Origin of the sequence: Parabacteroides sp. 52 (genome assembly GCF_010500925.1) — a bacterium.
Classification (GTDB): domain Bacteria; phylum Bacteroidota; class Bacteroidia; order Bacteroidales; family Tannerellaceae; genus QVMG01.
In genome coordinates, this window is record NZ_QVMG01000021.1 from 1 (window position 1) to 25,729 (window position 25,729).

Annotated in this window: 15 protein-coding genes and 1 pseudogene; 13 read left to right on the plus strand and 3 right to left on the minus strand. The window is 47.8% G+C overall.

Going from position 1 to position 25,729, the window contains the following annotated elements; genetic code table 11:
• Window positions 1–314: 314 nt before the first annotated feature.
• From D0T51_RS10780 to D0T51_RS10820, 9 genes are all read left to right on the plus strand, one after another.
• A complete protein-coding gene (locus D0T51_RS10780; RefSeq protein WP_163729212.1) occupies window positions 315–1,232 on the plus strand; it encodes a dihydrodipicolinate synthase family protein in 918 nt (305 codons plus the stop codon).
• Window positions 1,233–1,236: 4 nt separating this feature from the next.
• Window positions 1,237–2,424: an AGE family epimerase/isomerase gene (locus tag D0T51_RS10785; RefSeq protein ID WP_163729214.1), complete on the plus strand. Its 1,188-nt coding sequence runs from the start codon at window positions 1,237–1,239 to the stop codon at window positions 2,422–2,424.
• Window positions 2,425–2,426: 2 nt separating this feature from the next.
• Window positions 2,427–3,671, plus strand: coding sequence for an MFS transporter (locus D0T51_RS10790; RefSeq protein WP_163729216.1), 1,245 nt, complete (start codon window positions 2,427–2,429; stop codon window positions 3,669–3,671).
• 56 nt (window positions 3,672–3,727) lie between these two features.
• On the plus strand, window positions 3,728–6,976 hold the full coding sequence (locus D0T51_RS10795) for a TonB-dependent receptor (protein ID WP_163729218.1): 3,249 nt from the start codon (window positions 3,728–3,730) through the stop codon (window positions 6,974–6,976).
• Window positions 6,977–6,995: 19 nt separating this feature from the next.
• The gene (locus tag D0T51_RS10800; RefSeq protein ID WP_163729220.1) at window positions 6,996–8,615 is read left to right on the plus strand and encodes a RagB/SusD family nutrient uptake outer membrane protein; all 1,620 of its coding nucleotides are present in this window, start codon (window positions 6,996–6,998) and stop codon (window positions 8,613–8,615) included.
• A gap of 80 nt (window positions 8,616–8,695) precedes the next feature.
• Window positions 8,696–8,938 (plus strand): hypothetical protein, encoded by a 243-nt coding sequence (locus D0T51_RS10805; protein WP_163729222.1) that lies wholly within the window; start codon window positions 8,696–8,698, stop codon window positions 8,936–8,938.
• 40 nt (window positions 8,939–8,978) lie between these two features.
• Window positions 8,979–10,625 carry a sialidase family protein gene (locus D0T51_RS10810; protein ID WP_163729225.1) on the plus strand — a complete coding sequence of 549 codons (1,647 nt, stop codon included), beginning with the start codon at window positions 8,979–8,981 and terminating at the stop codon, window positions 10,623–10,625.
• A 143-nt stretch (window positions 10,626–10,768) separates the two neighbouring features.
• Entirely contained in the window at window positions 10,769–12,784 is a 2,016-nt protein-coding gene (locus D0T51_RS10815) for a family 20 glycosylhydrolase (protein ID WP_163729228.1), read from the plus strand.
• Window position 12,785: 1 nt separating this feature from the next.
• On the plus strand, window positions 12,786–15,992 hold the full coding sequence (locus tag D0T51_RS10820; RefSeq protein ID WP_280778720.1) for a cyclically-permuted mutarotase family protein: 3,207 nt from the start codon (window positions 12,786–12,788) through the stop codon (window positions 15,990–15,992).
• Here the strand turns inward: D0T51_RS10820 and D0T51_RS10825 are convergent.
• Both D0T51_RS10825 and D0T51_RS10830 read right to left on the minus strand, forming a co-directional pair.
• Window positions 15,989–16,579: a TIGR00730 family Rossman fold protein gene (locus tag D0T51_RS10825; protein WP_163729231.1), complete on the minus strand. Its 591-nt coding sequence runs from the start codon at window positions 16,577–16,579 to the stop codon at window positions 15,989–15,991. The genes D0T51_RS10820 and D0T51_RS10825 overlap by 4 nt on opposite strands.
• Before the next feature lie 48 nt (window positions 16,580–16,627).
• Entirely contained in the window at window positions 16,628–19,288 is a 2,661-nt protein-coding gene (locus tag D0T51_RS10830; RefSeq protein ID WP_163729233.1) for a transglutaminase domain-containing protein, read from the minus strand.
• Between the two features lie 116 nt (window positions 19,289–19,404).
• On the opposite strand from D0T51_RS10830, the gene D0T51_RS10835 reads away from it, so the two are divergent.
• The 4 genes and pseudogenes from D0T51_RS10835 to D0T51_RS10850 all read left to right on the plus strand — a co-directional run bounded on the left by D0T51_RS10835 (window position 19,405) and on the right by D0T51_RS10850 (window position 24,863).
• Window positions 19,405–21,321, plus strand: a complete 1,917-nt coding sequence (locus D0T51_RS10835) for a thiol protease/hemagglutinin PrtT (RefSeq protein WP_163729234.1) — start codon at window positions 19,405–19,407, stop codon at window positions 21,319–21,321.
• Between the two features lie 95 nt (window positions 21,322–21,416).
• Window positions 21,417–21,779, plus strand: a complete 363-nt coding sequence (locus D0T51_RS10840) for a BlaI/MecI/CopY family transcriptional regulator (protein ID WP_163729236.1) — start codon at window positions 21,417–21,419, stop codon at window positions 21,777–21,779.
• A 23-nt stretch (window positions 21,780–21,802) separates the two neighbouring features.
• Window positions 21,803–23,332, plus strand: a pseudogene (locus tag D0T51_RS10845) (TonB family protein); the annotation flags it as partial.
• Between the two features lie 16 nt (window positions 23,333–23,348).
• Window positions 23,349–24,863 (plus strand): tetratricopeptide repeat protein, encoded by a 1,515-nt coding sequence (locus D0T51_RS10850; RefSeq protein ID WP_163729240.1) that lies wholly within the window; start codon window positions 23,349–23,351, stop codon window positions 24,861–24,863.
• A 14-nt stretch (window positions 24,864–24,877) separates the two neighbouring features.
• On the opposite strand, the gene D0T51_RS10855 is transcribed toward D0T51_RS10850, so the two are convergent.
• Complete coding sequence (locus tag D0T51_RS10855; protein ID WP_163729242.1) at window positions 24,878–25,726, minus strand: AraC family transcriptional regulator; 849 nt, start codon at window positions 25,724–25,726, stop codon at window positions 24,878–24,880.
• Window positions 25,727–25,729 lie beyond the last annotated feature (3 nt).

The following is a 25,729-nucleotide window of genomic DNA, read 5'->3' on the forward strand; positions in this document are numbered from 1 at the left end:
GATGATAGCTATCGTTAGTAGTGACGATAGCTATCAACACTAAAATTATCCCGCATTAACGATAGAATTGACTTCCTCCAATGCCACGCAATCTGCCCTCTGCGCCATCGTTTGGGTGAATCAGGGGAGGGCTTTTGAGGGTAGAAGGTGGTAGGGTAAGCAGGATTTGGAACGAAATATATTTAAAAAATAAGTCTTTCTCAGGGATATATCTTAATTTGTTTTCAAAATATTTGCGCGTTATTAAAATTATTTATTTACATTTGCCGTGTAATTAAAACTCAGAGTCTAATACTCACTTAACAGCACAAGTTATGGAAAAAATTAAAGGACTAATCAATGCCCCCTTTACTCCTTTCTATGAGAATGGGGAGATCAATCTTGAGCCGATTCCGGCTTATGCGCAACTACTTCAGAAGAATGGCCTGAAAGGGGTCTTTATCAATGGTTCTTCGGGAGAAGGGTATATGTTGACGGAAGAAGAGCGGATACGGCTGGCTGAAGCGTGGATGGCCGCAGCGCCTGAAGGTTTTAAAGTGATTGTGCATGTGGGAAGTACCTGTGTCAAGTCGAGCCGTAGGCTGGCGGCCCATGCTGCTCAGATAGGAGCCTGGGGTATAGGTGCGATGGCTACTCCTTTTCCCCGTATCGGACGGGTGGAAGAGTTGGTGAAGTATTGCGAAGAGATCGCCTGTGGAGCTCCGACATTGCCTTTCTATTATTACCATATCCCGGCTTTTAATAATGCTTATCTCTCCATGCTTGCCTTCTTGCAGGCTGTAGACGGGCGCATTCCTAACTTTGCAGGGATTAAGTATACATATGAAAGCCTGTATGAATATAACCAATGTCGCCTGTATAAGCAGGGGAAATTCGATATGCTTCACGGACAAGACGAAACGATTCTTCCTTGCCTGGCCATGGGCGGAGCGCAAGGAGGCATTGGCGGAACAACCAATTACAACGGGAAAGAACTAACCGGCATTCTTGCCGCCTGGGAAGCGGGCGATCTGGAGACAGCCCGTGAGAAACAGAACTTTTCACAGGAGGTTATCAATGTGATCTGTAACTACCGGGGAAATATCGTAGGGGGAAAACGCATCATGAAACTGATCGGTTTAGACCTGGGAAAGAACCGTACCCCTTTCCAGAATATGACAGAGGAAGAGGAGAAAGCGATGCAAAAAGAGTTGGAAGCCATTGGCTTTTTTGAAAGATGTAATAAATTCTGAGAGGATGAAAACGCCTGATAATATATATGATCCTGCTGCCTATCTCCATACTTGGGGAGAGCGTTATAAGGATGAACTAATTACTGATATTCTTCCGTTCTGGCTGAAACATGGCTGGGACAGGGAGAATGGAGGTTATTTCACTTGCCTGGACCGGGATGGTTCCTTGATGGACTCGATGAAATCGGTTTGGTTTCAAGGGCGGTTCGCCTATATACTGGCGAATGCATATTGCCGGATAAAACAAGACGAGACTTGGTTGGAGGCCTGCAAAAGCGGGATTGACTTTCTTGAAAAACATTGTTTCGATACGGATGGACGTATGTTCTTTGAAGTAACGGCCACCGGCTTGCCTGTGCGTAAGCGGCGGTATGCCTTTTCGGAGATATTTGCTGCCATAGCCATGGCACATTATTCCCTGGCCTCAGGTGAGCAATCCTATGCGGAGAAAGCGGTTGCACTTTTTAAAAAAGTACTTCATTACCGGAACACGCCGGGCCTGCTCGAACCCAAATACAGGGAGGGGTTGATAGCCAAAGGACATTCCCTTTGTATGATTCTGATCGATACGGCGGCCCGCATCCGGGAGGCGATCGACGATCCGGTCTTGACCCAACAGATCGATGATTCTATTGCTGAATTGCGGCGGGATTTCATTAAGCCGGAGTTCAAAGCGATACTAGAGACAGTAGGTCCTCACGGTGAATTCATTGATTCCATTGCCGGACGCATAATTAACCCCGGGCATTCCATTGAAACAGCCTGGTTTATCTTGGAAGAGGCCAAATACCGCAACTGGGATCCGGAGCTAAAAGAGCTGGGGCTTACCCTGTTGGATTGGTCCTGGGAGTGGGGATGGGACAAGAAATACGGTGGAATCAGCTATTTTAAAGATTGCAAGAATCTTCCTCCCCAGGATTATTGGCACGACATGAAGTTCTGGTGGCCTCAGTCGGAAGCTATTATAGCTACGCTTTATGCCTATCAGGCATCGGGCGACCGGAAGTATCTGGAGATGCACAAGCAGATCAGTGAGTATGTCTACTCCCGCTTTCCGGATAAGGAATACGGGGAGTGGTTTGGTTATTTCCATTATGACGGAACGCTCTCTCAAGCGGCAAAGGGCAATATGTTCAAAGGGCCGTTTCATATCCCGCGTATGATGCTGAAATGTTACGAGTTGTGTAAATGAGTATGAGAAATAAAAAATACTATCCCTGGGTAGTCGTTGGCTTGTTATGGGTTGTAGCCCTTCTGAATTACCTCGACAGACAGATGCTCTCTACGATGAAGTCGGCCATGATGGTCGATATCGTGGAGTTGGAGACAGCGGCAAACTTCGGACGGTTGATGGCAGTCTTTCTCTGGATATATGGACTGATGAGCCCGGTGGCCGGCATGGTGGCCGATCGCATAAACCGTAAGTGGCTGATAGTGGGCAGTTTGTTTGTCTGGTCTTTTGTTACGCTGATGATGGGGTATTGTACCTCTTTCAACCAGATCTATATGCTCCGCGCATTGATGGGGGTGAGTGAGGCTTTGTATATTCCCGCCGGATTGGCCCTGATAGCGGATTATCATGAAGAGAAAAGCCGTTCCCTGGCGATAGGTATTCATATGACAGGATTGTATGTAGGCCAGGCACTGGGAGGATTCGGGGCGACAGTTGCCAGTATGTATTCCTGGGAGACTACTTTCCACGCCTTTGGTTGGGTGGGGATCATATACAGTATCGTATTGATTCTTTTCCTGCGGGAGAAAAGACCGTTGAAGGAGATACCGAAGCAAATGCAAAGAGAAAACCCGGTGAAGGCAGCCTGCAAAGGGATCGCTGTCTTATTGACCAATCTTTCTTTTTGGGTGATACTGTTTTACTTTGCGACGCCCAGCCTACCGGGATGGGCTACGAAGAACTGGTTACCGACACTTTTTGCCGAGAATCTATCTATAGACATGGCTCAGGCAGGACCTTTGTCCACCATCACGATAGCGATAGCTTCTTTTATCGGGGTTATTGCAGGAGGTATCTTATCGGATAAATGGATACAGACCAATGTGCGTGGCCGGGTGTATACCGGTGCTATCGGACTGGCGTTGACCATTCCTGCACTTTTACTTCTCGGATTCGGACATAGCTTTGTTACGATCATTGGCGGTGGCCTGTGCTTTGGCTTGGGGTATGGTATGTTCGATGCGAATAATATGCCGATCCTTTGCCAGTTTATCTCCCCCCGTTACCGGGCGACCGCTTATGGAATGATGAATATGACGGGTGTTTTTGCCGGAGCGGCAATTACAAATCTTCTGGGTAAATCGACCGATGCCGGAAATCTGGGGCATGATTTTGCTCTTCTGGCGGGAGTTGTACTGTTTGCATTACTTATACAGTTAGCCTTTTTGCGCCCTAAAACAGCCAATATGACAGAAAACGAAGGATAAACGTTTACCGTTAAAAGAACAATTCACTTATATTAATCACATAATCGCAATTTGTTATGAAGAAAAATCTAATGATTTTTGTTATGGCTCTCTTATGCCCAATTTTACTCTACGGGCAGAGTCGTATCACGATTACAGGAACGGTTTATGACACTTATAAAGAGAGTGTTATAGGTGCTTCTGTTTATGAAAAAGGAACCACGAACGGAACAATCACCAATGTAGACGGAGGCTTTACATTGCAAGTAGAAAATCCGCATACCACGTTGGTTGTAACCTATGTCGGTTACAAAGCTCTGGAAATACCCCTGGCAGGTAAAACAACGCTCAAGATCACAATGGAAGAGGATATGGAAACATTGGAAGAGGTGGTTGTAACCGGTTATGGCGGGAAACAGCTGCGTTCGAAGGTGACCAACTCCATCGCCAAAGTAAGTGAAGATACCTGGAAAGCAGGTGCTTTCTCTAATCCGGCACAGGCATTATCCGGTGCGGTGGCCGGCTTGAAGGTCGTACAGGCATCCGGAAACCCGGGGGCAGCACCGACTGTTGTGCTTCGTGGGGGAACCAACCTCGATGGTACAGGCTCTCCGCTTGTCATTGTAGACGGACAGCTTCGGGGAGGTATGAGTGATATTAACCCGGAAGACATTGAGTCAATGGAAGTATTGAAAGATGCCGGAGCTACGGCACTCTACGGGGCACGTGCCAGTAACGGGGTTGTATTGATTACGACAAAGAGTGGAAAATCAGGCCATTCGGAGATCAACCTCAAGGCTAAAGTCGGATTAAACTATGTAAACACCCCACACGAATTCTTAAATGCCCGTGACTATCTGTATTATATGCGCAAAGCATATGCTGCCGCTCCCTGGGCACCGCAAGGTAACCTCACAGGTGCACAACCGATGGGTACAGGCAATGTATATAATGCGAATATGCGTTGGAACGTAATGGGTAAAACCGCAGAGAATGCCTATCTATTGGATAAAGGATGGGAAGAAATGGCAGACCCGTTGGATCCCAATAAGACGATCATCTTCAAGAATACGAATCCGGCAGATTATAACTTCAATAATCCGGCTATTACCCAGGATTACAATATCAATATGAGTGGAGGCAACGAAAAAGGAACTTACTATGCCGGTTTAGGTTATAATAAGTCGGAAGGTCTCCCGATTACTTCGTTTTATGAACGTTACAGCTTCTTGTTTAATGGCAGTTATAAGATCAAGGATTGGTTGAAATCGATCTCGAACTTCAGTTACAACCGTGCCAACTGGCGTTCGATGCCTGGTTCACAAGGCTCCGAAGCCAACTATTTCGGACGTATCCTGTCGGTGCCTATGACCGTACGTTATGTCGATGAAGACGGCAAAACGCTCTTAGGCCCCGGGGCAGGTGATGGTAACCAGTCTTATCAGGCCGATAAATGGCAGGTGGATAACCAATCGGATAAATTCACAATGATCCAGTCGTTGGAAGCGAAACTCTGGAAAGGGCTTGTCCTGAAAGGTACGATGAACTGGTATTATTCAGAGTATATGTATGAAAGCTTCACCAAAGACTACGAAAACACACCGAACAACTGGATCAGAACACGTAACACAAGTGCTGAATTCGGACGTGACTTTGCACAGACCTATAACCTGGTACTTAATTACGACGAGACATTCGCCGGCAAACATAACCTGGGTGTCATGTTGGGTACAGAATATTATGACCTGAAGACTAAAGGCTTCAAGGCTTCGGGATCAGGCGCACCGACGGACGACTTCGCCGATCTGAACCTGACCGACAATGGGGAGGGCAAGCGTACGATCGACTCCTGGCATAGTCAATACAGCATTCTTTCTTACTTCGGACGCGCCAATTACGACTTCCAGGGTAAATACCTTCTGTCGGCCGTCTTCCGTTATGACGGCTATTCATCCCTGCTTGGCGACAACCGTTGGGGCTTTTTCCCCGGTGTTTCTGCCGGTTGGATCTTTGGCAAAGAGAATTTTATCACAGAGGCACTCCCGGCACTTTCTTTCGGTAAACTGCGTGCCAGTTACGGGGTGAATGGAAATGCTTCCGGTATTGGCGCCTATACCCTTCAGGGATCTTATGGATCTGCTAAATACAATGGTAATGTAGGTTATCTGATTGGAGCATTGCCTAACCCGGCTTTGCGTTGGGAAAAGACACGTACCGTGGAAGGTGGTTTAGATCTTAGCTTCTTCCAGAACCGTCTGAATGCCAACTTCACCTACTACAACCGCTTGACGCAGGACAAATATGCTGACCTGAGCTTGCCTTCTACCACCGGTTTCTCTTCTATCAAAAACAACAATGGAGAGTTCCAGAACCAAGGGCTTGAAATCGAATTGTCGGGTAAGATTATTGACCATAAGGACTTCAAATGGAATATGAGTGCGAATATCGCGTTCAACAAGAACAAGATCATCTCTCTCCCGGACAACGGCCTGGACAGAAACCGCCAGAACGGTATGCAGATATATACCGGAAACGGTAACGAACTGAAATGGGTCGGTGGATACCAGGAAGGACAAGAACCCGGTCTTATGGTAGGTTATGTAGCCGAAAAGATCTACAAAACTGTCGATGATATACCGGCCAACCTGATTGTGAAAACGGGTAATGCCAACGGAAAGTATCAATACGGCCCTGCCGCCTGGGCTGCCCTTACGGATGCGCAGAAGAAAAATGCCATCGAGTTGAAACCAGGGGATGTGCAATGGAAAGATATCAATGGAGATGGCGTCATCGACGTGTACGACCAGGAAGTATTGGGGAATACGACTCCCCGTTGGATCGGAGGATTTAATACCTCTCTGGCATACAAAGGATTCACCCTTTCCGGACGTTTCGACTTTGCCCTGGGCTTTAAAAACTATGATACGACAACCCCTTGGTATCTGGGTGCTATGCAAGGAACATACAACACAAGCACAGAAGTACGTGATACCTGGAGTGAAGAGAATGTGAATGCAAAATACCCCCGGTTTGTGTATGCCGACCAATTAGGAGCATCAAACTATTACCGTACCTCTACCCTCTTTGCATACAGTGGGAACTACCTGGCTATCCGCGAACTCTCACTGGCCTATTCCTTGCCGACAAGCCTGGTGAGTAAATTCAAATGCCAACGCTTGGATGTGTCTGTTACAGGACAGAACTTAGGCTATATCACAGCCGCTCCGGTAGCTATTCCTGAAACAGTAAGAGCAGGAGGGACAGCCAGTGGTACCGGTTATCCATTGCCTCGCACCGTACTATTTGGAATCAACTTAACATTTTAATCAGTAAAAAAGAAGACATATGAAAAAGATAACATCTATAATCCTATCCGGTACCCTACTGACGGCTGTCGGTATCATGAGTACCTCTTGTGGGGATATGCTGGATCGCTCACCGGTAGATTATTACGGCAGCGGTTCCTATTGGAAGACAGAAGCACATGTGGCCGGTTATGTGGATGGCTTACATAAACATCTGCGTGACGCCGATTTCCAACACACGATTGTATTTGGCGAACTCAGAGGCGGCCACTATCGCAACGACGGTGTAAGCTGCGACGGGATGACCCTTTCTTATGGTAGTATCCGCAACCAGAATTTCGATATCAACAATACGGGTGTCTCTAAATTCGGTGACCTCTATGGACGTATCACGAATACGAACCTATTGATTGCCCGTGTACAGGATGCAGACTATTTCACCAGTGAAGCCAAGAAAAACTATTACCTGGCAATCGCTTACGGGCTTCGCGCCTTCTATTATTTCGACCTGTACCGTATATACGGCGGAGTGCCTTTGCGTTTGGGTATTGAAGTGATTGACGGTGAGTTGGATCCGAACAAATTGTATCTGGGACGAGCCAAACCGAGTGAGGTTATGGCACAGATAAAGAGCGACCTGCAACAGTCATTGACCCTCTTTGGCGATACAAAAGATTTCAATCCCTACGGCCATGGTGCCAAATGTTATTGGAGTAAAGCAGCAACTGAATGTCTGATTGCCGACGTGTATTTATGGAATGCCAAGGTGTCTATAGGTGACAACGCTGCCAATCCAGCCGATCTGGCAACAGCAAAAACACATTTGTTGAATGTAGCAAACAACTATAACCTGCAATTACTCGGTAATTTTGCCAGTGTCTTCGATGCCAAAAACAAAGCAAATGCAGAGATCATTTTTGCGGTTCGTTATCTGGAAGGAGAAGCAACCAATGGTTATGGCCCGTATACCTACGCTGTAACAACGGGTAGTACACAGACATCCAGCTTCCGGGAAGATGGCTCTCGCTGGAACGATCCCTTGGAACTGAAAAACGGCTATAACCAAGCCTACGAATACGACAGGGCACTCTTCCATAAATTCGATGTGAAAGATACACGGCGCGATGCCACTTTCATCGGTTCTTACCGTAAAGATGAAAACGACAAATTATTCCTCAACGGAACCCATGTGCGTAAGAACATCGGTTATATCAATGCAAGCGGCAACCGTATTTTCTGTGGAGACAATGCCTATTACCGCTTATCCTGGGTATATCTGGCACTGGCCGAGGTGGCCAATATGGAAGGCAACGGCAGCGAGGTGGAAACCTATATCAACTTGGTGCGTGCCCGTGCTTACGCAGACAACTGGGATGCCAATGTATATGGCTACAAAGCCGGGGACTTCACCCAAAACGAATTGGCTATCCTGCATGAAAAAGACAAAGAATTCGTGCAGGAAGGACAACGCTGGTGGGATTTATGCCGCATGACCCTGACAAAAGGAGGCAAGCACCTGGTATTCTGTAAAGAAGGAAGCCTGCAAGGAGACCTGCCTTTGTTGGATGAAGCAACCGAAAGTCATAAGGTGTTATGGCCACTCGATAAGACGATCTTAGGAAATGATCCGGCATTGGAGCAGACGCCGGGATACAATTAATTGAAAAAAACTCATTTTTTAGCTCTCCCCCTCTCTTTCTCAAAGGAGAGGGGGTTACTTTCATATAGATATAAACTCAAATGTATGCTTTCGATTATAAAACGACAACTTATGTGGCTGTTTGTTATGACGGATCAATAGGGGATAAAACAGTTGAGGGCATAAAATGTTATACAGATGAAGGCTATCAAATAGACTATAAAAAAGTAAAAGCGAGTTATGAAAAAAAGAGAACACTTATATGGACAAGCGTTATAGGCGGTGCGAAGGAAATAGCGGAACCCCATAAAGAAAATAAAATGCAAGCGTTAATCGCTGAATAGTTCATATATTTACAGCATACAAGTAAAAACATTTAAATACATGGAGATGAAACGATTCATTCTTTCTTTCTTTTTCTTCATTGCCACCCTATACTCTTTACAAGCAACAGATACCGTACAAGTGAAACAAAACCGCGTTCCGGTAATGCTCGAACGTTCGGATAATGCGGTTTATTTCCTGCGTATGAAAGCGGAAGAGGGGAAACGGCTGCATGAGATCTCTCTTTCTTTTGGAGAAGAAACGAACCTGCAAGATATAGTTGCTGTGCGTTTGTATTATGGAGGTACAGAGGCGATACAAGTATCCAGCCGTTCCGGCGAACGCTATGCTCCCAATGCCTACATACACCGGGATAAACCGGGACAGACGCGGGATGCGAATTTGACTTACTCTGTTCTATGCGGTGAAGTATTACAACCCGGAAGGAAACTCACCTTCAAAACGGATAAAGCATTAACCCCAGGCATCAACTATTTCTGGGTAAGCGTGCAAATGAAACCTACCGCTTCGCTGACGAATAAATGGTCGTTGGCAGTAGATAAGGTATGGATGGACAAACAACCCGCCACACTGGCTTATGCAGATCAGGAACCTTATCTGTTTCGTATGGGTGTCGGCGTGCGTCATGCCGGCGATGACGGGGTTGCCGCCTATCGTATTCCGGGTATCGTGACGACCCTTAAAGGCAGCCTGGTGGGGGTTTACGATGTGCGCTACAACAACAGCGCCGACCTCCAGGAGTGTGTCGATATAGGTGTCAGCCGCAGTACGGATAAAGGACAGACCTGGGAACCGATGCGCATTGCCATGAGTTTTGGAGAAACAGGTGGTTTCCCCCGTTCACAGAATGGAGTGGGCGACCCGGCTATCCTGGTCGACCGGCTGACCGGACGCCTTTGGGTGATTGCCGCCTGGACACAAGGAATGGGCAACGGACGTGCCTGGTTTAATTCCCAGCAGGGGATGGATCATAAGACAGCACAACTGATGCTTGCCTATAGCGACGACGACGGGCAGACCTGGTCGAAACCAATCAATATCACCGAACAGGTAAAAGACCCTTCCTGGTATTTTCTGTTGCAGGGACCAGGCATGGGTATCACCATGCAGGATGGTACCCTCGTGTTTGCTGCCCAATATATCAACGCAGAAAGACTACCCAGTGCTTGCCTGATCTATAGCAAAGACAGGGGAAAGACCTGGCATCTGCATACGGCTCCCCGCTTGGATACGACCGAAGCGCAGGTGGCGGAAACAGAACCGGGGGTATTGATGCTTAATATGCGCGATAACCGCGGAGGAAGCCGGGCCGTTTATACCACCAAAGACCTAGGCATGACCTGGGAACAACATCCTTCTTCCCGCAATGTATTGCGCGAACCCGTATGCATGGCCAGCCTCATACAGATACCGGCCAAAGAGAATATACTGGGAAAGGATATCTTATTGTTTTCGAATCCGGATACTGTAAAAGGACGCAACCATATCACCATCAAAGCCAGCCTCGACGGGGGACTGACATTCCCGCAAGCCTACCAGGTGATGATTGACGAGGCGGACGGCTGGGGGTATTCCTGCCTGACGATGATCGATCGCGAAACGGTAGGTATCCTGTACGAAGGAAGTACGGCGCATATGGTGTTCCAGGCAATCCCATTGAAGGATATTCTAAACAGAGTGCCTTGAGTTTTCTGTTGCCGATGCGCATCAGCAGTATTGCCGATGCGCATCGACAATATTGCTGAAGGGCATCGTCAATATTGCTGATGCCCATCGGCAATAGAATATCCCCCCTTTTTGACTGAGAAATATCTTTAAATAGTACATATATGAATAGAAAATTTCACCTCTTATTGTTCTTGTTTTTCTCTTTCTTATGCCTTTCTGCGGCGGAACGACCGGCTCTTTTGCCGTTGCCACAGCAGGTAGACTGGAGTGGATCTACTTTTTCCGCACGGGAAATAGCCTTTTCAGGGGAGAAGACACATAGAAAGTTGCTCATCCTCTGGCTGGAAGAAAACGGTATCTCCCTGGGCGGCCGACCCGGTGGCAAGACGATCTCCCTCTCTTTGGTCGATCATATCGAAGGCGTAGCAGTCAATCCGCAGGAGAGCTATCGGTTGAAAGTAACCGCTTCGGCCATTACCATCGAGGCCCTTACCGAAAAGGGGCTTTACTGGGGAGTGCAGACCCTGCGCCAACTGACCCGGCTGAAAGGCTCCCGCCCCGAGGTAGCAGGCTGCCGTATTGTAGACTGGCCGGCTTTCCGGGTGCGTGGTTTTATGCACGATGTGGGACGGGGTTATCTCTCTGTGCAAGAACTCAAGCGGGAGATAGCGATGCTTTCCCGGTATAAGATCAACGTGTTTCACTGGCACCTGACCGACAACCAGGCATGGCGCTTGGAGAGTAAGCTCTTCCCGATGCTTAACGATTCTATTCATATGACCCGCCTGCCCGGGAAATATTATACGCAGGAGGAGGTACGCGAAGTGATGACCTTCTGCCGGGAACAAGGTGTCACCTTGATTCCGGAAATAGAGATGCCGGGACATAGTGAGGCCTTTAAGCGTACCTTCCGCCACGACATGCAAAGTCCGGAAGGAATGAAGATACTGAAACTCCTGGTCGATGAGGCTTGCGAACTCTTTGCCGGACTGCCCTACCTGCATATCGGCACGGATGAGGTGCGGTTTACCAACCCCACTTTTGTCGATGAAATGGTCGAATATGTACGATCGAAAGGCATGAAAGCCATCTCCTGGAATCCCGGTTGGACATACAAAGCGGGAGAGATCGATATGTTGCAGATGTGGAGCTCCCGCGGAAAGCCATACAAAGGCATTCCGGTGATCGACTCCCGCCTGCATTACATCAACCATTACGATGCCTTTGCCGACCTGGCAGCCCTTTATTACAGCAATGTGGCAGAGCAGCAACAGGGCAGTGACGACTATGCCGGTGCGGTGATCGCCGTCTGGAACGACCGCCAATTGGCAGAGGAACAACATATTCTGTTGGAAAATGGCTTTTATCCCGCCATGCTTACCCTGGCCGAACGTACCTGGCAGGGCGGACAAGAGGAGTATTTCTATACCCGGGGCAGCCTGATCGGGTTGGAAGGGACGAAAGATTACCGCGACTTTGCCGCCTTCGAATCGCGGATGCTCCGGCATAAAGAAATATACTTCGAAGGATATCCTTTTGCCTATGTGCGGCAATCGAATGTGAAATGGCGTATCTCGGATGCCTTCCCGAACGGAGGAGATCTGAAAAAGGCCTTTCCACCGGAAGAAAAGCTGGCAGAAAACTATCTCTATGAAGGTAAAAATTATGCCTCTCAAAAAGCCATAGGAGCGGGTATCTACCTGCGCCATGTATGGGGAAACACCGTTCCTTCTTTCTATAAAGAACCGCAACCCGACCATACAGCGTATGCCTGGACCTGGGTATGGTCGCCGCGCAAACAGGAGGTAGGCCTCTGGGCTTGCACCCAGAACTACAGCCGCTCCGAGAAAGACTTACCCCCTCCACAAGGCAAATGGGACTATAAAGAGAGTCGTATCTGGGTGAACGATAACGAGATAAACCCTCCCACATGGACGGCAACACATACTGTGCACTCGAATGAAATTCCCTTGGGCAATGAAAACTTCGAAGCCCGTCCGCCTATTCCCGTCACCTTGAATAAAGGCTGGAATAAAGTCTTATTGAAATTGCCCGTAGGAAAATTCCAGACACGCGAAGTAAGGCTGGTGAAATGGATGTACACCTTCGTCTTTGTCACCCCCGATGGCAAGAAAGAGGTCGAAGGATTGCTGTATTCACCGGATAAAAGGAGATAAAGTGAAAAAAATACGACTCTTCCTATGCCTGTTTTTCCCTTTATTCTTGCAGGCCCAAGAGATCAAGGTGGCTTGTGTGGGGAATAGTGTGACTTACGGTGCCGGAGTGGAAAACCGGGAGGTGAACGCCTATCCGGCACAACTGCAACGCCTCTTGGGCGACGGTTACGCTGTGAAAAACTTCGGACGCAGCGGAGCGACACTCCTATCCAAAGGCCATATGCCTTATATCCGCCAGAAGGAGTATACCCAGGCATTGGATTTTGCAGCCGACCGGGTGATTATTCATCTGGGATTGAATGATACCGATCCCCGTAACTGGCCGCATTATCGCGATGAATTCGTGCAAAATTATATCGATCTGATCGATTCTTTTCGCCGGGTGAACCCGGGCTGCCAGATATGGATCTGCCGCATGACGCCGATCACCTATGCGCACTCCCGGTTTAAATCCGGCACCAGAGACTGGTACTGGCAGATACAGGAGCTGATTGAACAGATCGCTCTGACTGCCGGAACAGGACTTATCGATTTGCAGGAGCCACTCTATCACCGCCCCGATCTTTTGCCCGATGCCCTGCATCCGGATAGTACGGGGGCAGGCATCCTTGCTTCGCAGGTGTATAGCGTCCTGACGGGTGATTATGGTGGCTTGCAGATGGCTTCTGTGTATAGCGATTACATGGTGTTGCAACGCGGCGAACCCTTGCGTATACAAGGCAAAGCGAATGCCGGAGAACGGATCCGCGTGACGATCGGTTACCAACAACAGGAAACCGTGACGGGAGCCGATGGAAAGTGGAATGTGACATTGAGTCCTTTGCAGGTCGGCCCTGCACTTACCTTAGAGGTGGCTTCACCTACCCAAACACTGCGGTTCGAACATGTGGCCGTTGGTGAGGTATGGTTGTGCTCAGGACAATCGAATATGGCATTTATGCTTAAAGAAAGTGTGCAAGAAGAGGTGGAAGAGCAACTGGCTTATGCCGCCACCCGGCCGGATATCCGGGTGTTCGACTCTAAGCCGTTATGGCTGACAAATGCGGTGGAATGGGATAAAACGGTGATGGATTCACTCAACAACCTCCAGTATTTCAAAGATACTGCCTGGCAGCTTTGTGATGCGTCAAATACAAAAAACATCTCGGCGATAGCGTTTTCGTTTGCGCGGATACTGACGGAACAGATGCATGTACCGGTGGGTTTGATTATCAACGCTGTCGGTGGGTCGCCTACGGAAGCATGGATCGACCGCAAGACCTTGGAGTTTGACTTCCCAGATATTCTTTCAAACTGGACACGGAACGACTTCATCCAACCCTGGGTGCGGGAACGGGCGGCACAGAATATCCGCCGCTCGGAGATAAAAGGGCAACGCCATCCCTATGAACCGGTTTATTTGTTCGAATCGGGTATTCTGCCGTTGCAGCAATATCCTGTGAAGGGCGTTCTATGGTATCAGGGCGAGTCGAATGCACATAATATAGAGGCGCACGAACGGCTGTTCCCTTTGTTGGTGAAGAGTTGGCGCAGGTATTGGGGAAAAGAATTACCGTTTCATTATGTGCAGCTTTCCGGTATCAACCGTCCCTCCTGGCCACAGTTTCGTGATAGCCAGCGGCGTATGATGCAAGAGATTCCAAATGTAGGTATGGCGGTGAGCAGCGACCGGGGAGATTCTTTGGACGTACATCCCCGGTATAAGAAAGAGATCGGTGAGAGGCTGGCACGTTGGGCTCTCTGTAAGACCTATGGCTTTGCATGGACGCCCTCAGGGCCGTTGGTGAAAACGGCGACGGCGGAAGCGGAAGGAGTCTGGTTGACCTTCGATTATGGCGAAGGATTGACAAGTTCTGATCAGAAAAGCTTGCGCACCTTTGAAGTGGCCGGGGAGGATAGACTGTTTCATCCGGCAATTGCGGTTGTGGAAAACGGGCGGTTACGGGTAAGGAGTGAAGGCGTGAAGCATCCCCGGTATGTGCGGTATGGATGGCAACCGTTTACGCGTGCCAACTTAGTCAATGGAGAGGGCTTGCCTGCCTCTACTTTTTGTATAGAAATAGAAACAAATAATAAAAAAGATACGATGAAATGGAATAAACTGGCTGATCTTCCGGGAACGGAAACAACGGCATCTCTGGGGGTGTCCGCCCCTTTTACGGCGGTATGGAAGGACCGGTTAATTGTGGCCGGAGGCTGTAACTTTCCGGAGAAACCGGTGACGGAAGGGGGCATCAAACGGTATTACGATGAGATATTTGTATTGGATCTGCAAAACGAATCTGCACAATGGGAGAGGATAGGTCATCTTCCCCAGAAGGTCGCCTACGGAGCTGCGGTAGCTACTCCGGAAGGGATTGTTTGCATAGGTGGAAATAACAAGGATCAAGCCCTGAAAGATGCCTTTCTCCTTGTACTGAATGAGAAAAATGAAACGAAACTAACCGCTCTGCCCTCCTTGCCTACCGCCTTGGATAACTTTGCGGCTGCGGCAATCGGTTCGGTTGTTTATGTGGCGGGAGGCAATGCGGATGGTGAACCTGCAAATGGGCTCTACAGTCTGGATCTGAAGAAAAAAGAAAAGGGTTGGAAGAAAGAGAAATCGTTCCCGGGTGTGGCGCGTGTGCAGCCGGTATTAGTTGCACAAAATAAGGGGAAAGAGACACTTCTCTATCTCGCCGGAGGCTTCTCTCCTATTGATGGCGATAAGGCGGCGGAGGTACCTACGAATCTGTTGGTCTACTCCCCTTCGACAAAGAGATGGAGTGAAGAAACTGCGCTTCCATCGTTCGCTGATGGTTCTTTGCGTACACTGACCGGAGGATGTGGCGTTGCCGGTGAAGAGCACCTGATCTATTTTATGGGTGGAGTAAACCGGAATCGTTTCCTGACAGCCGTGGATCGTCCCCGCAGGATGGAAGTAGCCCGGGCGACAGACGACCAGGCAACGCTCGAAACCCTGCAGGCAGAAGCTGCCGCTTATATGCATCATCCGGTGGAATGGTATGCCTTTAACAAAGAGTTATTGGCGTATAATACATTGACAAAGAGCTGGGAAGTATGGGGAGCATATGAACAATTAGCCCGTGCCGGCGCCGGTGCAGTGAGGTATAAGAACCAACTGATTATCGTCAATGGCGAACTAAAACCCGGCGTCCGTACCCCTGCAGTCAACAAAGTCTCCCTTCCGGTGGAAATCCCCGATTAAATCGCTGCTATTTTTCGGTTGTTCTTATCCCATAAGGGCATGGAATAGATAAGATCTACGGCCTCTTCGGGGCTATCGGCTACGGCCCACATGGCAGCGTGTTGGTCACGCATGAAATCTTCGTCAATGGCACGCTGAAGCATGGCCAGGAGAGGATCGAAATATCCGTTGGTATTGAGGATGACAATCGGTTTTGAATAAAGGCCCAATTGCTTCCAAGTGATGATCTCTAACAGTTCTTCTAAGGTGCCGCAACCTCCGGGCAGGGCGATGACTGCATCGGAAAGGTCGGCCATGAGCTGCTTTCTTTCGTGCATAGTCTCTACCACGACAGTCTCTGTCAAAGCGGGATGATTCCACTTCTCTTCCACCATAAAACGAGGGATGACGCCTGTTACGGTTCCCCCGGCTTCCAATGTGGCATCCGATACGGTTTGCATAAGTCCGATGGAACCGGCTCCGTTTATGACTTTCAGTTGGCGTTCTCCCAACAATCTACCCAAGACGGTCGCCGCTTCAAAATAAACGGTATGGATCTTTGTGCTGGAGGCGCAATAGATGCATACGGACTGTATATGATTTCCCATTGTTCTTAAGGAGAGGATGTGTCGACGATCGACACATCCTCCTGTTTGTTATAACTTATTTATGACTTTCATGAATTGTTCGCCCACCCCAATTGTATATCCTTGCGACACAAAGACAACCCGGTTGAAGGTGTCTGCGATGATAAAGATCGGCAGTGTCTCTGCATGGGTTAGTTTCATCGCCTCCACAATCTCCTTTTGTATCGTATGATCCACGTCTATACCATAGGTGATAGTTGCCGGCAAGGCTCCGAATTCATTCGCATCAAAACGATTGTATCCTTGTTCGTCAGGGAAAAGCAAGACCATCTTCTGCCCCCAATTCTCCAGTTGATCCTTTACGGCAGCAATATCACGCATGGCGTGGTTGGTCGGTTCCTGGCGCGACCCTAATATACCGATGATGAAGTATCCGCGACCGGTAGTCGATAAGATACTCACAGCGTCTGTGGCTCCGATGGGTTTGTATTTGTTTTCCGAGTTGAAGTTGCCAATTACAGCGATTTCATCGTCACTTTCGCGCATCACCAGGTCGGTTTGTGTCGTTTTCCCCGCTTCAATGTTGAAGAAAGAGACCTGGCTCAATACGCTGCCGTTAGCCATCCGCGTGCCGGTGGTCAACATATAATGTCCCTCATCCAAAGGGAAGGGGTTTTTAAGTATGCCACTCCAGGCATTCCCTGTCCCCATATCTACATTCCTGTTTCCTCCCCGCAGGTTGAGTGTCTGTAATTTTCCATCGGGTTGTATCTTGGATACGGTGAAATGGCTGCGGTATTTCGGGTCGTCAATGATTTTGATAGCTTTGTAGGTGGCGACTAATTGCCCTTGGCGGTTGATGGGTTGTACCTCTGCCTCAAAGTCTACATCAATCCATTTACCCTCTTTCTGGTATTGGATTTTCCGGGCTACCGGTTCGATACGTGCGGCAATGCCCAGGCTACGCGCTACGGCTATAAAGAAGGTATTCCGTGAACCGGTATCGGCAACCTTGGCTTTCCAGACACCCAAAGGAGTGATTGGAATGCGTTGCGGATTCAATAGATCGTTTATTTTTATGTTCTTTTTCACCCATTCCACCAATAGATGCGGATTTGTTTTCATCTCTTCCATGCCGGGTTCCAGCTTAGCCAGTTGCGCTTTGTAAGGCGTTAGTAGTTCATTGCCGATGCGTGGGTTCAGGATGTAGCGGGTGAAGACTTCACTTTCGCTCTGCGGCGTATGAATGAGGTGGTCTTTTAATACCGAGGTGGGCGTATCCCGCAGGTCCTTGGCCGAGATTACGCCTAAAAGATCCAGGGCGGTCCTTCGTTTTTCCGCCGGTGTTTCACGTAAGAATTCTTCGATAGCTTGCCAGTTTCCCCGGCTCCCGATCATGAATTCTACCGTTTTCACCGGGTCAATATTCAATTCTTCGGCAAGGGCTTGGGCTTTTTCTTTGGTATAGAAGGTCGCTACATATTGATTTCGCAGATTGTCTTCTTCTTCTAAACGGCAGGTGTTTGTTTCTTTTTGCTCTTCGGTTACTTCCACGGCAATGGATCCTTCTACCGGAGGCACGATGTCCAAAGTAAATGTTTCTGTATCTCCCGGTTGTTTATCCAGGACGATCGTTACTTTCTCGTCTTTGCCAAAGGATACTTTCTTATAACCGAATGCACCGTCTTTGGTAACCCATACGAGCATATCCCCTTTGCCTGCCGAGAGAAAACTTTCCCCGGTGGAATCGGTCTTTTTATTGGCAACGGTATAATATTCCGCATAGTTGTAAATCTTAAACTCCACATTCGCTCCGGCAACGGGTTTGCCTTCCGTATCCACGACAGAGACAAAGACTTTGGCTGTCGGTGCATAGTTGTCGATCACATTGATTTCTGTATAGGCACTGGTTACCTCCATCACCTCTTCCGGTCCCTGGTAGTTGCCAAAAGCCTTGGTGTGCATCAACATACCGCGGTAAGCAGGACCATTGAACCAGCCAAGGTTCAGTACCGGCTCCGGCTCGCAGGCTCCCAGGAAATACCATTTTCCATCTACCCAGGCTTCCACCCAGGCATGGTTGTCGTCCGTATGAGCCCAGCGCGGGGTGTACACCTGGCGGGCGGGGATACCTACTGCTCGTAAGGCGGCCACTGTAAAGGTAGATTCTTCGCCGCACCGTCCATAAGCGGTACGAACGGAGGCCAGGGGAGAGCTGGTACGTGCATCGGAGGGGGTGTAGATTACTTTCTCGTGACACCAGTGGTTGACTTCCAATACGGCCTCATACAGAGAGAGATTTTTCACCCGTTCTTTCAATTCGTCGTAGAAGACGCTGCGGCTCTCGTCCATGTTTTCGTTATTTACCCGTACCGGTAATACAAAATGCCGGAAGATCTCTTCGGGAATACTTTTCCCCCAGGGCATTTCTTTTTGTGTCTGAAAGGAGGTACGTATATTCCGAAGATAGAAGTCTCCGTCGTAATCCGTCAGATCCCCCACAGGCATGTAGGCATAGAGAAAGGTGAGGGCTTCCTTTTCTTTCAATGTCAGAGGAGATTGAAAAATGGCAAAGAGGTCACCCTCCGGCAGAGCCGCTTGTTTGGCCTGAAAATCTTTTTCCACCTCCAGGCGATAGGCTTCTTCGTTCATAAAATGTGTCTCCTTTTGGCAAGAAAAGGATAAGAGAAATAGTAGGCTTCCCCCTAGTACAGATAAAACAGTCTTCATAACGGCGTTATTTTAAGTGTGGATTGAGCTGTCAAAAATAGGCAATAAATAAAAAACAACCGTATTTCTTCTTATGAAATATGTATATTTGTATAAATCTAACGAAAGAAAACACGATGTCCCACAGTAAATTGTCTCCTGAAAACAGTTTTGTTGTTTTACTTATTACCTTCTTTTTCATAGGAGCCCCTCTCTCTGCCGAGAAGGTTAACCGGCAAACGGCTCATACGGTGGCCACGCATTTTGTGCAAGCTTCCTCTGCCTTGCGGGCCGGAGCAGCGTTGGAGTTGGTATATGCCGGGAGTCAATTGGCTACAAAAGCGGTATTACCGGAGGAAACAGCTCCTTTTTATGTATACAATGTGACGGGAGCGGGTGGTTTTGTGATTGTATCCGGGCAGGATGCTGCTTGTCCGATACTGGGTTATGCCGATCAAGGGCAGTTTCAGGCGGAAGATATGCCACCCAATCTACGGGATTGGCTGTTGACTTACGAGGAGGAGATCGCTTTTATACAGGAGAAAGGGATTGAGGCAACTTCGGATGTGGTGCGAGAATGGAATGATCTATTGCAAGGAAATGTACGTCGCTCGGCGGGCGATGCCTATATTCTTACCACCGCCCGGTGGGACCAGGAGGCACCGTATAACGACCTTTGTCCGGTAGACGGCACGACACGTTCTGCGGCAGGTTGTATGGCTACAGCCATGGGCATTGCCATGCATTATCATAAATGGCCGAAACAAGGCAGCGGCAGTAACAGCTATGTTTCGAAGGATAAGAAGTTTAATCTTTCGCAGTCTTTTGAAGTTCCCTATGCCTGGGATCGTATGTTGCATGCATATACGTATGCGAATGAAAATAAGAATGGGACCTCGTACCGGGTGCCAACCTGGAGTGCGGAAGAAGGCAAGGCGGTAGCCACCCTGATCTACCATGCCGGCGTGGCGGTGAATATGAATTACAGCGCGGCTTCCAGCGGAGCAACCTCTCTGGATTGCCAGAAAGCATTGATTACGCATTTTGGATATGACAACGCAACCTATCTGGTCTATCGCAATCTGTATACTGCCGATGCCTGGAATGCACTGATACGGAATGAATTGGATGAAGAAAGAGTGGTATTGTATGCCGGGCAGTCGAAATACGGAGGTGGGCATCAGTTTGTGATCGACGGGTATATGGCAAACAACTATTTCCATGTCAACTGGGGATGGAGCGGGATCTCGGAAGGCTTCTTCCTCTTATCCGCTTTAGATCCGGGAGCAGAGGGAGTAGGAGGAGCCAAAGACGGGGCGGGTTACTCCTACAATCAGGATGCTGTCATCGGTATGCAAAAAGCGATTCCCGGCACAGCCCCTGTCTATGAATTATTCTTTATGGATTATGACGGAAGGAATGTCGATCTGAAAGACCGGCCGGTGGTCTATGGGTTGTATACCGATGTGTCACACATTGTACAAGGAGAACCTTTTCTCTTTTATTATTCCTATGTATGTAATTATGGGTTTCATCCGGCTGATTTATCTCTGGGCATATTTCATCTGAATAAGAAAGGAGAGATCAAGGACCAGTTGGAAGTTATGACCATGCAATTGCGGGGAGGATATTTGACCTGGGAGAATGAAGGTATTCCCCTGGTCGTCACCCAAGAGGTAGAGGAAGGAGATTATCTCCAGATGTATTATCGCGTGGACCAGGAAGATTGGCGCGTGTTGAGGTATGAACCGGGGTTTGTCGATCGATTGGATCTTTATAAAAAGAACCCGGTGGGTAATCAATCGATCGAATCAGCGGCGGAATGGGCCTTGTCATTCACCCAGACGCCGGATGCCTTATGTGTCCATGCCCCGGAAGGGGTGAGTATGAACCGGCTTACCCTCTTTGATATTGCCGGATGCGTACTTGCGGATCAACATTTTCCAGGTAGTTCACAGGCGACCCTCTCTCTCTATGGGCAAAAGGCGGGGCTCTATATTGTCTCTGTCCGGACAAACAAAGGCATTTGCCGGCAAAAAATAATCCGTAAATAAACCCTTTCCCTCATTATTAATACTATTTAACTCCTTTCTTATTGTATGTTTACGATTGATTCGTAGATTTGTAATGTACTCATAATTTGAATAAGATGGAAAAGTTAACCCTTCAGGAAGAGGAAGTGATGCGTCGGATATGGCGTACAGCCCCTTGTTTTGTAAAAGATATCCTGGCTACCTACGAGGAGCCGAAACCTCCCTACACCACCCTGGCCTCGGTCGTGAAAAACCTGGAACGCAAGAAATATGTGAAAGCCAAACGCAACGGCAACACATATGAATATCATCCATTAATAGAAGAAAGTGAATATAAACGTACGTTTATGAGTGGAGTGGTAACCAACTACTTTGCCGACTCATACAAAGAGATGGTTTCTTTTTTTGCCAAGGAGCAGAAAATCTCGCCGGATGATTTGAAAGAGATCATCGATATGATTGAGAAAGGGAAAGAATAATTTAAACTAGTACCTATTCCCCTATGACACCGGAATTTGCCTACTTTTTGAAGGTGAATATTGCTTTTGCACTCTTTTATGCCTTCTACCGGCTCTTCTTTTATAAAGACACATTTTTTAAGTTGCGCCGTATTGTGTTGTTAGCCTTCTTTGGTCTGGCTTTGTTTTATCCATTCCTGAATATCCAGGACTGGTTGAAAGAACAGGAGCCCATTGCAGAAGTGATTTATATCTATTCATCCATCATCGCACCGGAAGCGGTCGTGACGGTCGATAGTGTGGATGCCCCTATTTCCTGGCTTCAGGTGTTGAACGTAGGCGGGCGCATCCTATATATAGCTATTCTCTTATTATTGGCAGTGCGTTTCTATGTGCAGTTAGGAAGTATTCTCTGGCTGGCCCGTAAGAGTGAGAAGCAAGTGATTCAAGGGAGGGCTGTGCATGCGTTGAATAAACCGGCAGGTCCTTTTTCTTTTTTCCGTTTGATCTTTATCCATCCTGCAAGCCATTCGGAGAAAGAGATGGAGGAGATATTGACACACGAATGTACCCATGTCAGCCAATGGCACTCGATAGATGTCATTCTTTGTGAGATAATTACCCTTGTCTTTTGGTTCAATCCTTTTGTCTGGTTATTGAAAAGAGAGGTACGGCATAACCTGGAATACCTGGCCGATAATATGGTTATTCAGGCGGGATACGACAGCAAGAGTTATCAATATCATCTGCTTGGCCTGGCCCACCATCATAAAGAATCGACGAATTTATACAATAGCTTTAATGTCTTGCATCTGAAGAACCGGATCGGCATGATGAACAAAAGGCGTAGCCGGGCAATAAGTCGCGCGAAGTACCTGGTGTTTATTCCGCTGGTGTTCTTACTGATGGTTTTCAGCAATGTAGAGGCTGTCGCCCGTCTGACCCGGCAGGTAAAGAAGTTTGCCGTACAAGCACCAGAATTCTTATCTCCGGACGAGTTACAAATAGAAGAAGATCATACCCCACTATTAACCTTGGCAGAGATAGAGGATGAATCTCTCCCACCTCCCCCGCAGGTCATAACCATAACCGAGGATGGACTGGAGGTGAAGAAGAGCGATATGGAGATACAAATAAAGAAAAGCAAAGTCTTGGCTCTCTATTCGGCCAATAAGAACCGTGCCCACTCGAAAAAAACGAATCAGGAAGCACCTCCCCCACCACCTCCCGTATTTGCCGAGGAGGAAGAAGACCTGGGTGAACATGTATTCACTGTCGTAGAAGAGATGCCTTCTTTCCCGGGAGGAGATCAAGCATTGTTGGATTATATTAAAAATACCGTGAGATATCCGGTGACTGCCCAGGAAAACGGTATCCAGGGGAGGGTCACTGTCTCTTTCGTTGTCAATAAAGACGGGGCCGTGAGCGATGCCGCCGTATCCAGAGGGGTCGATCCTTCTTTGGATAAAGAGGCTGTACGTGTCGTAAACTCTATGTCACCTTGGAAACCAGGAAAACAAAGAAACAAACCTGTTCGCGTAAAATATACAGTTCCAATACAATTCCGATTACAATAAATACAGAATACTTATGAAAATACAACTCTTCTTTTTATGCTGTTTCACCCTGGTTGGAACAGCGCAAGTCACTACTATGCAAGATTTGGTGAACAAAAAGCAGTATGCCGAGGCTATAGCGATGATAAATCAACAAGCAGCCACCGATTCGACCGATTATGCCACGATGTATACGCTCGGGCAGGCCTACGAAGGCTTATTGAAATACCGGGAAGCATATGATACCTATAAACTTTGTCTGGCGGAGGATACGGCAAATATAGACATGTTGAATAACCTGGCGCGTGTGGCTATAAGCCTGGGGCGTACCTCGGATGCGCAAACTTACTTTCACCAGGTATTAGCCAACGACAGTACGCATTTTTATGCGAAATATCAATTGGCCAGGTTGCATCAACAAATAGGAAATTATGGAGAGGCTATCAAAAAATACGAAGCCTTGTTGATTGATCCGGATGAAGATTATCCGGTTATTCAACGGCATATCGGAGATTGTTACAACCGCCTGGAAGAGTATGATTTTGCCGCCATGCACTACCGGACAGCTTTCCAGTCGAATAAAGAAAATGCCGGGCTTGCCAGCTCGTTGGTCAACACCTTGCTTCGCTGTGGGGAAATGGGCATCTCGGAGGCTTTGGAAGTCTGCGACACAGCTTTGTGTTATAGTCCGAATAGCTTGCTCCTGAAACGCAACAGAGGCATGAGCCTCTATATGAATAAGATGTATGCCGAAGCGGATACGCTTTATTCCAAGCTTATGGCCGAAGGGGACTCAACCCTGTTAACAATTAAGTATGCCGGCTGTTCCAAATATTATGCCGGACAGTATATGCATGCCATTGAGCCTTTGGAATGGGTCTATGCCAAAGACACCACCGCTGTGGATGTGAACCTATTGTTGGGTTCAGCCTATGGGAAAACCTATGACCGTAAAAAGGCATATGTCTTTTTCGACAAAGCGGAAAAGGGATTGGAACCGAATCCTTTCCTGGCGAAACAGCTTTTGTTGTTCCGCGGGGAAACATTGGAGAAAGATGGGCGGAGAGAAGAAGCATTCCGGCTTTATTATAAGGCCTGGCTGGATAAAAAGGATTTGGGAGAAACAAATATACTGAGTTATATTGTCAAGTGGTATAACGCCAGTCATGTAAAAGATTACAAGGACGAAAAAAAGCGTCAGGAAGCTATATTCATACGCTGTCTCTATGTACGCGAGTTATTGAAAAAGAAGGCGAATCTGCCCGATACATATCATTATCACCGTTATTTCTTTGAGACACTCTATGAAGATATGTTCTTCCGCGGCGTAACGGAGGAACCGATGTTAGCTCCGGATGGAAAGAAAAGCAAACTCACTGTGGAGGCTCTCCGGGAGCTGATTGACAAGTTGCCTGAAATCCCGGAGAAGTCCCGACAAAAGATAGATGAGAGCCGGGAGAATATGTTAAAGAGCCAAAAAGAATATGAAAAGCGGGTGGAAGAATGGAAAAAGGAAAAGGAGAAAAAGGCCCTGGAAGAAAAACATTAAGAGATAGCTGAACCTTATACATTCTCCCTTTCTGCCCGGATGGCACGGGGAGACTGTCCGAAATTAGCCCGGCAGAAATGCGAAAAGTTGGAAAGCGACTCAAAACCGTGTTTGTAACAAATGTCGGAAACAGAGAGTTCGGTAGTCAATAGGTCGGTTTGAATATCCTGGCATTTGCGTTTCAACATCCATTGGTAGGCCGGTTCGCCAAAGGTCTCTTTAAACATACGCCGGAAAGTAGATATACTGTATCCCCCTAATTGGGCAAAGGCTTCCACATCCTTCACCTGCTGATAATTCTGCAAGATGAAATACTGGAAACTCTTATTGTACCGGTAAATGGTTGAATAGAAAGCCGCCAAATCCTTAATCGGATAATAACAATTCAACAGAAAGAGTAATTCCGTCTGCTTCGACTGCAAAAAGACCGAGCAACGCAGGTCGCTATCCAGGTAAGCCCGCATCCCCGAAAGGAAAGTATGCATAGGAGCGCATAGATCCATCACGACCGAACCGATATGCCCACCCGATGCCATCGACATTCCTTTGTTGTGTCTGTCGTTGCAAATATTCTGTGGACGTTCGAACAAATACAAAATAGCTTCTACCGGCTCCAGTATATGAAACTCTACCCGCGACCCTATCGGCTGCATAATGAATTGTCCTTCGCGAAAGAACGTATCCGGATGTTCTTCACTATTCACCCGCACTTCTCCTTTCAACAGGAAATACATCGTGTTTTGCAGTACACGCTCCTGGGGGATAGACATCCCTTTAGGATATTGCCTGTATTTAAAGATCTGCTTCTGGTAGAAATCACAGGAAGCACAGTCCGTATATTTTGTACATCTCTGGTCTTGCATAAT